Annotated in this window: 8 protein-coding genes; 5 read left to right on the top strand and 3 right to left on the bottom strand. The window is 42.3% G+C overall.

Going from position 1 to position 12,519, the window contains the following annotated elements; genetic code table 11:
* Positions 1-174 precede the first annotated feature (174 nt).
* The gene (locus WA338_RS12725) at positions 175-1,620 is read left to right on the top strand and encodes a sodium:solute symporter (RefSeq protein WP_009780838.1); all 1,446 of its coding nucleotides are present in this window, start codon (positions 175-177) and stop codon (positions 1,618-1,620) included.
* Here WA338_RS12725 and WA338_RS12720 read toward each other — a convergent pair.
* The gene (locus WA338_RS12720) at positions 1,591-1,956 is read right to left on the bottom strand and encodes a CoA-binding protein (RefSeq protein ID WP_336093595.1); all 366 of its coding nucleotides are present in this window, start codon (positions 1,954-1,956) and stop codon (positions 1,591-1,593) included. The two genes, WA338_RS12725 and WA338_RS12720, sit on opposite strands and share 30 nt — an antisense overlap.
* 489 nt (positions 1,957-2,445) lie before the next feature.
* Between WA338_RS12720 and WA338_RS12715 the strand changes: the two genes are divergently transcribed.
* Positions 2,446-4,890, top strand: a complete 2,445-nt coding sequence (locus tag WA338_RS12715; RefSeq protein WP_336093593.1) for an outer membrane beta-barrel family protein — start codon at positions 2,446-2,448, stop codon at positions 4,888-4,890.
* Positions 4,891-5,080: 190 nt separating this feature from the next.
* On the opposite strand, the gene ytxJ is transcribed toward WA338_RS12715, so the two are convergent.
* Positions 5,081-5,473: a bacillithiol system redox-active protein YtxJ gene (gene ytxJ / locus WA338_RS12710; RefSeq protein WP_272985689.1), complete on the bottom strand. Its 393-nt coding sequence runs from the start codon at positions 5,471-5,473 to the stop codon at positions 5,081-5,083.
* Between the two features lie 203 nt (positions 5,474-5,676).
* Here ytxJ and clpB point away from each other — a divergent pair, with 203 nt between their 5' ends.
* The 3 genes from clpB (at position 5,677) to WA338_RS12695 (ending at position 10,450) form a co-directional block, all read left to right on the top strand.
* Positions 5,677-8,280: an ATP-dependent chaperone ClpB gene (clpB, locus tag WA338_RS12705; protein ID WP_009780842.1), complete on the top strand. Its 2,604-nt coding sequence runs from the start codon at positions 5,677-5,679 to the stop codon at positions 8,278-8,280.
* Positions 8,281-8,457: 177 nt separating this feature from the next.
* The gene (locus tag WA338_RS12700; RefSeq protein ID WP_009780843.1) at positions 8,458-9,867 is read left to right on the top strand and encodes a KAP family P-loop NTPase fold protein; all 1,410 of its coding nucleotides are present in this window, start codon (positions 8,458-8,460) and stop codon (positions 9,865-9,867) included.
* A gap of 328 nt (positions 9,868-10,195) precedes the next feature.
* The gene (locus WA338_RS12695) at positions 10,196-10,450 is read left to right on the top strand and encodes a hypothetical protein (RefSeq protein WP_009780844.1); all 255 of its coding nucleotides are present in this window, start codon (positions 10,196-10,198) and stop codon (positions 10,448-10,450) included.
* Between the two features lie 452 nt (positions 10,451-10,902).
* On the opposite strand, the gene WA338_RS12690 is transcribed toward WA338_RS12695, so the two are convergent.
* Positions 10,903-12,366 carry an alpha/beta hydrolase family protein gene (locus WA338_RS12690; RefSeq protein WP_009780845.1) on the bottom strand — a complete coding sequence of 488 codons (1,464 nt, stop codon included), beginning with the start codon at positions 12,364-12,366 and terminating at the stop codon, positions 10,903-10,905.
* Between the last annotated feature and the right edge of the window lie 153 nt (positions 12,367-12,519).

Genomic DNA, 12,519 nt, shown 5'->3' with positions numbered 1-12,519 from the left:
ATCACCCGTAAAAAGGCTGCGAAGATACGCATTCAAAATCGTTTATTGGCTTTTGAAGCACAATGGTATTTATAGACTACAAAAGTACGCCACCCCTTTAAATTTTCTGCTTGAAGTGATTTGAAGTTTTATACCGTATCTTCGTGCGCGATTCTATTAAACCCTGAAAACGCTATGCAACCCACAACAATTCTCCTTTTAATTGCTGGCTATTTTATCACGCTAATGCTCATCTCCTACTTCACCGGAAAAGGTGGATCAAACGAAGAATTCTTCAAAGCGAGTAAGCAGTCGCCGTGGTATCTGGTGGCATTTGGGATGATAGGCGCCTCACTCTCTGGCGTGACCTTTATTTCGGTGCCGGGTTGGGTTGAAGCTTCTCAGTTCAGTTATTTTCAGGTGGTTTTAGGGTATACCGTGGGGTATGCGGTCATCAGTCTCGTCCTGCTTCCGCTCTACTACCGTTTGAATTTAACTTCGATCTATACCTATCTCGAAGGACGTTTTGGAACCGCCTCTTATAAAACCGGGGCGTCGTTCTTTTTGCTAAGCCGTGTAGTTGGTGCGAGTTTTAGATTATACCTCGTGGCTAATGTGCTACAACTGCTGGTTTTTGACAGCATGCAGGTTCCGTTTTGGGTGACCGTGACCATCACAATTTTGCTCATCTGGCTCTATACCTTTAGAAGTGGAATCAAAACTATTGTATGGACAGACACGCTGCAAACCTTGTTTATGCTTACCGCCTTGGGCGTGGCGATCTATTTTGTATCGACCGACCTGGGATTAAGCGCGGGATCTCTTTTTAATTTTATTGCGGAAAGCGATCTATCGCAAATGTTCTTTTTTGACGATTGGAAAAGCGAAGACTTCTTCTTTAAGCAATTCATCAGCGGGGCCTTTATTGCCATTGTGATGACCGGTCTCGATCAGGATATGATGCAAAAAAACCTTACCTGCCGAAGTCTGAAAGATGCTCAGAAAAATATGTTTTGGTTCACGATCGTACTCACCGTGGTGAATTTTATATTTCTCGCCCTTGGTGTCTTGCTCACCGTGTATGCACAAAAAAACGGGATTGAAGCTTCAAAGGACGACCTCTTCCCATACATCGCTACAAAAAGCGGACTAGGCTTTGGAATTGCCATCTGTTTCATTTTGGGCTTGATCGCTGCGGCTTATTCTAGTGCAGACAGCGCACTGACCTCGCTCACGACGTCCTTTAGTATTGATATTTTAGGGATCGAGAAAAAGTATGATCAGGCGAAGCAAATTGCGATTCGTAAAAAAATACACGTGGCCGCCTCCTTGCTTTTGATCCTGGTCATTATAGGCTTTAAATACCTGATCGCCGATGAAAGCGTAATCGCCAGATTGTTTGTTTTTGCAGGGTATACCTACGGACCTTTATTAGGCCTATACGCTTTTGGCTTATTTACAAAATGGCAGGTAAAAGACAAGCTAGTTCCAATTGCTGCCGTCGCTTCGCCGATTTTAGGATATACCATAAGTCAGTTAACCTTGACGTATCTCAATTTTGAATTTGGATTCTTTATCTTGATCTTAAACGGACTCCTGACCTTTTTGGGCTTAGTAGCTATTCGTACTCAGAAGCACTAAGGTACAGGCAGGATCCACTTCAATACTTGCTTCTTGCAGTAGTTTATAAAACTCCGGATTCTCAGTTCCGGGATTAAAGATCACGCGTTTGGGTTGCAGTCCTATGATGTAGTCGTAATAGGCTTCCTGACGCTGTGCATTGAGATACAACGTAACTGTGTCAATATCTTCATACTCCGGCTTACCTGTGTCTATGGATACTCCGGCGACTTCTCCCGCCCTTAAACCGATCGCCACAACAGGTTGATTATTCTTTACCAGTTTATGTATCGCCATATACGAGTAGCGTATAGGTTTTAGAGAGGCGCCAAGCACCAGCGTTTTCTTTGCTTTCATAAATCAAAGTTAAAGGTTTCCTGCAGCTGTAACAATATCTTTTTTATACGGTCTATGTAATAGAAGTCGACTTCCAAGTTTGAATCGTTTATAAATTAGTTTTGATGGTTAGTGTTAATTTCTAGCGTTCAAGCTTGAAAACCCGAGGTTTAGCGGTCTCGGGTTTTCTTTTTTTAAACTTCCTCATATTCTAACCCTGATTTTTCCGCAGTAAAAAACAATTGAACTCGGGACACTTCCGGACTTAAGTTGAACAAATTTTCAGCAAAGTATCGAAATAATATGCACCTCGACAACTTCAATAAACCACTTACATTCAGTCGAATGAAAACATTTAAATTAGTTATTCAAAAATAAAGGTAACTTTTACTGTAACAGATTTGATACACGTTCGTCTTTTAATAAACCGCTAATCACGGGGTACTTTGGTTTTGCTAGTATGCATTACAAAGTATTATGTTTTATCAATCAACAAAAATTCGAACAGTTATGAAACTTAACCAAGGGCTTCTATGCCTTATGCTCACCCTTTGTACCACTCTGCTTTTTGCGCAGCCTAAGCCCAATGAAGTAGTGACCGGCTCGGTAACCGGCGTGGTGATGGATGCCGACCTTAACCAACCTATTCCTTACGCCACCGTAGTGATCAACGCAGGTGAAAAAACCGTAACCGGCGGGATCACCAACGACGATGGTGTTTTTGAGATCAACAAGATCCCAGAAGGTATTTACACCCTGAGAGTGCAATTTATGGGGTATGAAGCCTTTGAACGCGACCTGAAGATCGACCGCGAGCACCGTACCAACGATATGGGCAAACTCAATTTAAGTGCGGTTCCCGCAGAATTAGACGCAGTAAATATTGTCGCAGAACGCACCACGATCGAGCAAAAGATCGACCGTAAGGTGATTAACGTAGGGAAAGATCTGACCACTGCCGGAGCTTCAGCAGCAGATATTATGAATAACATTCCGTCGGTGAATCTCGATCAGCAATCCGGGGCACTCACGCTACGCGGAAACAGCAACGTGCAAGTGATGGTTGACGGAAAATTATCTAACATTCCTGCAGATCAGTTATTAAAACAGCTTCCGTCTAACTCGATCAAAAAGATCGAATTGATCACCAATCCTTCCGCCAAATACAACCCTGATGGAATGAGCGGGATCATCAATATTGTATTGCATAAAAATGTGAACATCGGTTTTAATGGTGATGTAAGCGCCGGTCTGGCTTATGAGAAAAATCCGCAGTTTAACAGTGGTTTGAATTTGAACTACCGCAACGGTAAATTCAACCTGTATTCTAATTACAGCAACAGCATCGCAAAACGTGCGAATTATGGGACGATCTATCGCGAAGGCGATAATTCAACACAATTTTTTGATATGCTGAACGACCAGAATTCACACCTGCTTAAAGTGGGTCTTGACGTGTACCTTAATGATAAGAATACGCTTTCGGTATTCACTTCTCAAAACAGCTTTAAAGGCGCTCCCGGCGGAAACATCAACATTGTTTATGCCGATGATATGAGCCGCAATCTGATGCAGGATTTTGGCGCAGATATGGATAATTACTCGCAGCAGTACAACTTTGACTACAAGCTTGATTTTGAAAAAGAAGGACACAACATCGAGTTTGAAGCCGATTACAATACGTTTGACGCAGACGAAGACACCTTCTTTGACTTTACCGGCGCAACACCACTTGCAGACTATGAAGATTTTGTAGATACCAAGCGCGATCGCACTACCTTAAATTTAGATTATGTAAATCCGCTGTCTGAAAGTGAAAAACTGGAAGTTGGTTTACAAGCGATCTTGTTCAACACCGATATTGGCTACAGCAGTACCGGACAATCTTACAATGCAGCAGGCAATCTGGTTCCTACGCCTAACACACTTTTTGACTACAGCAGAGATATTTATTCGGCATATGTAACCTATGGAAAGAACTATGAGAAATGGTCATATCAAGCCGGTGTGCGAGCAGAGCAGGTAAATGTGGTTGCAGATACCAATAGTGTGCGTGCGTTTACCAACGATTATTTTGAGTTGTATCCCTCGGCTTATGTAACTTTTAATCCTTCGGAAAAAAATCAGTATCAGGTAAGTTACAGCCGAAGAATTGACCGTCCCGGTGTTGGGCAGGTAAATCCTATTAGAGAATGGAGTTCGCCGCTGGTAACTCAATACGGAAATGTGAATTTACGTCCGCAGTTTACCAATTCGTTAGAAGCAAATTACACGCGATCGCTGGGGAAAGGAAGCATTACTGCCGGTGTGTTTTACCGCATCATCGAAGATCAGATCAATCAGGCGGTTTATGTAGACCGGTTCAATCTGGATCGTGCAGTCTTGACCAATGACAACTTCGACTCGACGACTGCCTACGGTTTTGAAGTAAGTGCCAATTATAAGCCGTTCAGCTGGTGGAGTGTCAATGCGAGTTTTGACCTGTTCAGTCAGACGCAAAGCGGAATTTCAGAAGCTTTAGATACCGATATCGACAATCCAACGGTTGATGATATTATTTTAACCGAACGCGAAGTGACCAACTCGGTGTTTAATACCCGCGTCATCAATAATTTTACAGCGACCGAGAAGCTCACCTTTACCGCTTTTGCAATGTTCAGAGGCCCGGGACAAAGCATCCAGTTTAGCAACAAATCGATGTTTATGACCAATGTTGGCGCACGTTACAGCGTTTTTGAAGGAAAAGGAACCATCAGCTTGAACTACAATGATATCTTCAATACGATGAAAGCCCGCTTTACTGCTGTGAGTCCGTATGCGCTTGAAGGTCAATTCAATTGGGAAAGCAACACGGTTTACGTTGGATTCAACTACCGTTTTGGCGACAGTAAGTTTAGAGCGAAGAAGCGCAAGAACCGCGATGATAATGAAGCAGATGGCGGCGGTTTATTTTAACATAATTTTAATTTTTTTACTATAATTGTAACAATATTGGGTTTTCACAAACTCATTATCAACTGACCTGTTAAAATCTACGGTTATTGTTTATTAGAGTTAGCCTTCTACAAACAGAAATAACCATTTAATAGGTATAAAAAAACCCGGAGCGCTTGCTCCGGGTTTTGCTTTTTAAATAGTTGAATGTTTATAACTTATCGGCCAGACTTGCGGCATCTATCGCGCCGTGAGACGTATGATAGGTGGCTGTTCCGTTCTTGATCAATAACAATTGCGGACTCTCATGCTGCACATTGAATTTTGTTGCGATGGCGTTACTGATGTCGCGATGCGCTTTAAGATCCAGAAAATAAGGTTCTAGCTGCTTTTTATCATAAGCGTAAGCTTTTTCAAAACTACGCAGCGCCATGCGGCTGATGCCGCAAGTGGTACTGTGTTTAAAAATAACCACCGGTACGGCTTTAGAGCGCTCAGCGATCTCGTCAAGCTGCTCCATGCGCTCAAGCGGTATCCAGCTCATTTCTTTTATCTCTTCCTTTGCAATATCTCGCTGACTTTTAAACAGATCAAAAAGTCCCATAATCTAATTCTTTTTAAGGTTTGTTAACGCTTGTAAACTCAAGTCGTTTGTAAATTTAAGGAAACTTAATCGGCTTTTGTATTAAGAAAATCCAAAGCACTACAACCGACAAAAAGACAGCTAAAAACCGAAAATAACTGACTAAAAGTCGGTTTTAACATTTGGTACAGCTATTGCCATATCAACATCGAAATACAAACACGATGAACTTTAATAATTTTACCATAAAATCACAAGAAGCCGTACAGCAAGCCCAGGCGCTTGCTCAAGGGTACGGCCATCAGCAGATCGAGAATGAGCATATTTTTAAAGCCATTCTTGAAGTTGATGAGAACGTTACTCCGTTTCTACTCCAGAAACTGGATGTGAATGTAAATCTGTTGAAGCAGATTTTGGAGAGCACGCTTACCAGTTTTCCTAAAGTAAGCGGCGGCGATATTATGCTTTCTCGTGAAGCCGGTAAAACGGTAACCGAAGCCAGCAACATCGCCAAAAAAATGAACGATGAGTATGTTTCTTTAGAGCATTTGATCCTGGCGATCTTTAAATCGAGCAGCAAGATCGCACAGATCTTAAAAGACCAAGGCGTTACCGAAAAACACCTGAAAGCTGCCATTGAAGAATTGCGCAAAGGCGACCGCGTGACTTCGCAAAGTGCTGAAGAAACCTATAATTCGCTAAGCAAATACGCCAAAAACCTCAACCAACTTGCCCGCGACGGGAAGCTCGATCCGGTGATTGGCCGTGATGAAGAGATACGCAGAATTCTGCAAATCCTTTCACGTCGAACTAAGAACAACCCGATTTTGGTCGGTGAACCCGGTACCGGTAAAACCGCGATCGCCGAAGGTCTCGCCCACCGAATCATCGACGGCGATGTACCAGAAAACCTTCAGGAAAAGCAGATCTGGGCGCTGGATATGGGAGCCTTGATCGCAGGTGCAAAATATAAAGGTGAGTTTGAAGAGCGTCTGAAAGCCGTGATCAAAGAAGTAACTACCAGTGCCGGTGATATCGTCTTGTTTATAGACGAGATCCACACCCTTGTAGGTGCCGGTGGCGGTCAGGGTGCGATGGATGCTGCAAACATCTTAAAGCCTGCTTTGGCTCGTGGAGAATTACGTGCCATAGGTGCAACCACACTCGACGAGTATCAAAAATACTTTGAACAGGATAAAGCTTTAGAGCGACGCTTCCAGAAAGTGAGTGTTTTTGAGCCGGATACCGAGTCTGCGATTTCCATCTTACGTGGGATCAAAGAAAAGTATGAGACCCACCACAAGGTGCGCATCAAAGACAACGCGATCATTGCAGCGGTAGAGCTTTCGCAACGCTATATCACCAACCGCTTTTTACCCGATAAGGCGATCGACCTGATGGACGAGGCGGCTTCAAAAATGCGTATGGAGATCAACTCCAAGCCCGAAGAGCTTGATGTACTCGACCGTAAGATTATGCAACTCGAGATCGAGATCGAGGCGATCAAACGCGAGCAGGATGAGAATAAACTCAAGTCCTTACGCGCCGATCTTGCCAATCTTAAAGAAGAACGCAACGAGATCAACGCCAAGTGGAAGAGCGAAAAAGATGTGGTAGACAACATCCAGAACGCCAAGCAGGATATAGAGAACTTTAAGCTGGAAGCCGAGCGTGCCGAGCGCGAAGGCAATTATGGTCTGGTAGCCGAGTTACGCTACGGTAAGATCAAACAGGCACAGGAAGAGCTGGAAAAATTGCAGGAGCAACTGGCGGCACAAGCCGATAACAGCCTTATTAAAGAGGAAGTGACCAGCGAAGACATCGCCGAAGTGGTAGCCAAATGGACGGGAATCCCCGTGACCAAAATGCTGCAAAGCGAGCGCGAGAAATTGCTGCACCTGGAGGGCGAACTGCACAAACGTGTAGTAGGCCAGGAAGAAGCGATCATCGCCGTGAGTGATGCGGTGCGCAGAAGCCGCGCCGGCCTGCAGGATCAAAAAAGACCTATAGGTTCGTTCTTATTCCTCGGGACCACCGGGGTGGGTAAAACCGAACTCGCAAAAGCACTGGCAGAATACCTGTTTGACGATGAGAACAACATCACCCGTATAGATATGAGTGAATACCAGGAGCGTCACAGCGTGAGCCGTCTGGTAGGCGCGCCTCCGGGATATGTGGGTTATGATGAAGGCGGGCAGTTGACCGAAGCCGTACGTCGCAAGCCCTACAGTGTGATCTTGCTTGACGAGATCGAGAAAGCACACCCAGACACTTTTAATATCCTGTTACAGGTGCTTGATGAAGGTAGACTTACAGACAATAAAGGCCGCCTTGCCGACTTCAAGAACACCATCATCATTATGACCTCAAATATGGGAAGTCATATCATACAGGAGAAATTTGAGACCATCAAAGATCCTGAGACCGCGATGGAAGGTGCAAAAACCGAAGTGCTGGGGATGTTGAAACAAACCATACGTCCTGAGTTTATAAACCGTATAGACGATATCGTGATGTTTACCCCGCTTACGCGAAAAGACATCGAGCAGGTCGTGAGTTTACAACTCAAAGGCGTGACCCGTATGTTGGCTAAACAAGGCATCACGCTAGATGCTACGGCCGAAGCCATCAAGTTTTTGGCAGACCGCGGTTTTCAACCGGAGTTTGGGGCTCGTCCTGTAAAACGTACCATACAGAAAGAAGTGTTGAACAAACTGTCTAAAGAGATCTTAGGCGGCAAGGTCACCACAGACAGTATCATCTTACTGGATGCGTTTGATGACGAACTCGTGTTTCGCAATCAAAGCGATCTGGTAGAAAATGACTGAAGAGCATTGCTCGTATAAACCCAAAGCGACATCGTATTGATGTCGCTTTTTTTTGTTTTATGCTGACGCGAAAGTAATCACATTTCGTTGATAAATTATTAATAACAATATTGACTGTGTGGTAGTTGCGTGTTTTTAATTGGGTAGTTTTATGGTAACTAATCATATTTTATCTGTATGAATATAAAGCATCCTGATTTAGAAATACCAGCCACAAACCCATTTGCAAACTGTAAACTGGAAAGAGAAAAATATGCTGATATTCTAACCAATATTGTTAACTCCTACTCTAACGGTTTTGTCCTAGCTATCAATAACAAATGGGGTACAGGAAAAACGACATTTGTAAAAATGTGGCAACAAAAACTCATTAACGAAGGCCATAAATCAATTTATTTTAATGCCTGGGAAAATGACTTTGAAAATAACCCATTAACTGCTATAATGGGTGAATTGAAGTCGTTAACTAAATCTGCAAATAATCAAAAGTTTAAATCTACGCTTAAAAAGGCGGCTATTATGTCTAAGCATATTGGCCCTGCAATTGTTCAATCCATTGCTGATAAATACGTTGACACAAAGACTATAAAGGAAGCTATTACAGAAATCACCAAGGGCCTTACTGATATATTTGAAAATGAGGTGAATGATTATGTAGACAGAAAAAATAGTATTAATGAGTTTAAGACAAGTCTTGCAGATTTTATAGTTGACGCATACAATGGTAAACCTTTCATCTTTATTATTGATGAATTGGATAGGTGTAGACCTAATTATGCTGTCTCAATACTTGAACAAATCAAACATTTTTTTTCGGTACCAAATATAATCTTCGTTTTATCGATTGATAAAAATCAATTAGGAAGTGCTGTAAAAGGTGTGTATGGTAGTGACTCCTTAAATTCAGAAGAGTACTTACGAAAGTTTATTGACTTAGAATATTCGATCCCAGAACCAAATAAAGATTTATTCTATAAATACTTATTTGAACACTTTAAGTTTAAAGACTTTTTTGATTCTCCGGAAAGAAAGCAGTTGAGAGAATTACAAAATGATTCAAATTATTTTTTGAAGGTAACCGACTTGATATTTACAAACAAAAATCTGACTTTGAGACAGCAAGAAAAAATTTTTAGTCTAGCTAGAATTTCCTTGCGTAGTTTTAACTCAAACTCTTACGTAATACCTGAAATATTATTGTTTTTATCTTATTTAAAAATTGATAGAAGGTCGTTTTTTGATGATCTAAAGTTTAAAAAACTAAATATTCATGAGTTACAGGAAAATTTTTTAAAAACAGTTATATCAAATAAAACAGAGAAAACTGAGAATGCACTTATTTTATTAGAAGCACATCTAATTAATTTTTATAACAATTACTTACATTTAAATTATTACCAAAATAATCTTTTTAAGTTTAATGAAGAGACAGGTAGTAATGAGCTCTTGATTAATTGTGTAATTTGTAAAGACAAAAACAACAGTTTGCTTAGAATCCTTGAAAATCTCTCTAATTCTAGAGAAGGAGGTTTAGACTTAGGATATTTCATTAATAGAATTGATTTAATGAAAGAATTAACCATCTAGCATTTCTCATAATCACAAGATTATATCGTCCCCACATTGCCACACGATAAAAAATTATAAGAAGCTAGAATAATCCCTGCGTGATGCAATCGCGCAGGAGCAACATAAAAAAATAAACCCATCTCGAGTTACCCTCTTGTTACCGCGCTGCCTGTCCCAATGCATATAGGGAATGGTATCGCGTGGGAAGATCCTACCCACTACCTTCAGGGTCATTTCCCGTAAAAAAATAAGAGCGATTTCCTTTTCAAAAAGGGTCAACCGCTCTGATAATGTGATGCATAGCCTCGTTAAGTTTGTATCAAACGAATCCAAAAAAACTTAAGTTATGCCACATTATGCACAAGGAACTTCAGGATGGACCAAATTAAACGGCTATCAAGCGCTTTGGGATCCTAAGATCGATATGGGGAAATTCTATTTTACCACCTTTCAAGGGAAACGCGAAGAAACGCCATATATGACCGCAGAAAATTTTGCCCGCGTCATCGACATCCTAAGAAATGAAACGCCGGTTTATGGTAACGCCAGCACCGGCTCGGTCACCACCCAAGCTGAAGAAGTGGGTGAAGAAGAAAGTTAGTCTTCAAAACATTCAGAGAACTGCTAACAACCAACCAGAACGCAGCAACGCCTATATCTTTTGATGTAGGCGTTGTTTTTGTTGCCGCACGATTGTATCGCGTGGTAAAACCAAAAATAATCCTCTTTACTAAATCTAAACTTAGGTTCGGTTCCTCTGTTACCGAACTTCCTGCCCCTATGCATATAGGGAATGGTATCGCGTGGTAAAGACCAACAAAGTTTAATCCTGACTTTTACATTAACACTACCTAAGATGTTCAAAAAGATACCGAAATCGCTAATAACCTCTGCGCGGCGATGCAATCGCGCAGGAGCAATAGAAAGTTAGAAAATTTACATTTGAGGAGTAGATATTGTTGTCGCGTTTCCCTATTATGGCGCTGCCCAGTTGCCGCGCAATTGTATCGCGTGGTATTCCACTAACTAAACCGACTAAGAACGCACAATTTACTACTCCTCCATTCCTTCATAAACATTTAGTTCTAGCGCTTCATAGCGTTCTGCTAAAGCCTTCAGGTTAACGGATTCTTGATGCTTTAAATGCGTGTCAAAAAAACCGGCGACCAATTGAGTGATGATTTCCATTCCCAGTTCGGGATCGATGCTTCCACTTCCGGAGAGCGAGGGCACAGGAATCATAAAAGGAATATCCATAAAATTAGGATGTCCCGATCCTAAGATTTTGGATTCATAAAAAACCGAAGTGCTTTTTTTATGATAAATATGTGCATTGAGATCCTCGTGTTCCGGCGGCCAATCTGCCGAAACGTATAAAAAAGGTTTCTGAAAAACTGTATCGATCTTTTTGCCCCATTGTATTCCATCTAAATTAGCACCTGCTTTAATGCGATCATCTACGAGTGCCAACCTGCCTGCAGCGCCCCCTCCTACCGAATGTCCTAAAACGCCCACGGCATCCAGTTGTAAATGTCCTTTCAAAGCTCCGTTAGCATTCCACCTCGGCAATAGCTTTAAAACACTTTGCATATCGGCCACCCAACGCGCTTGAATAGCGCCTTCAAAATAATCTTGAACCGCTTCCTGTACAATGGGATGCCGCTGCTCAAAAGTTAATCCATTAGCAAAAGCCTCCTGAATGGGTGTGATGGTTTGCATCGCATCCTTTGCAAGACGTTGCTGATATTCATAATCAAAATAGGCATGTTCACCATTTGGAAAGACCGCACCCAGACTTTCATAGGTATGATTCATATTGATCACCACATAGCCTTGACTGGCCAATTCGCTGAGCAAAGCGTAATAGCCCGTAGCTTTGGAGCCATACCCGTGAGAAAACAGCAACACGGGAAAGCTGCCCTCTGCAATGCTGCCTTCAGGATAAACATAGGTTTGTATATGGTCTAAATAATTCAGTGCTGAAGCAGGCAAGCCGTACTTCGTCGCAAAACCGGCTCTACTGGCATCATCTACGTAAGCTTCCGGCGTAGTAGTTGCTGCCTTGGGAGCTGCCGGATACCAGATCTTCACCATAAACTTACGCCGATCTTCAGGCGTTGCAGTGATAGGTTCGTCTCTGGCTGTCTGCACAAGTACGGTATCGGTTCCCACGGCATAAGCACCACTGGGCTGCGGCAAATCAAAAACAGGAAGCACTACCGGCAAAACCCAGGCGACACCCAGTAAAATACCGTAACCTAAGCCTCTTAAAACAGCCAGCACCGAAAACCGAAAAGCTTGTGTGGCGTCGGTTAACAGAATACGTGCCGTTAAAATAAGTACTAAAACATAAGCCGGCAACAACTGCCAGCGATAGCCTTCGAGCACAAGCTGAAGCACAACTAGTGCAGCAAGTACTCCGAGAATAAGTACGAGTGGTATACGCCGTGCAAGAGGCTTCCATATAAAAGGCAACCCCGTAAGCACGAGCAGTAATACAATTTCAAAAAAACGCATAGTTTTGGTTTTAAATTACAGACTATAAAACTACCTGATCCCTTTAAGGATTGCGAGGTAGAATCCCTAAGCGATCGGGTTATCTGTCGCTCAAAACCCGCAGTTAAGAAAAACGCACAGCGTATAGGGAATTGCATCGCGTGGTAAAAACTT

It is taken from the genome of Leeuwenhoekiella sp. CH_XMU1409-2, assembly GCF_037029365.1.
Taxonomy (GTDB): Bacteria; Bacteroidota; Bacteroidia; order Flavobacteriales; family Flavobacteriaceae; genus Leeuwenhoekiella; species Leeuwenhoekiella blandensis.
Note: the sequence above shows the minus strand (reverse complement) of the source record. Positions and strands in the feature narration are given on the sequence as shown.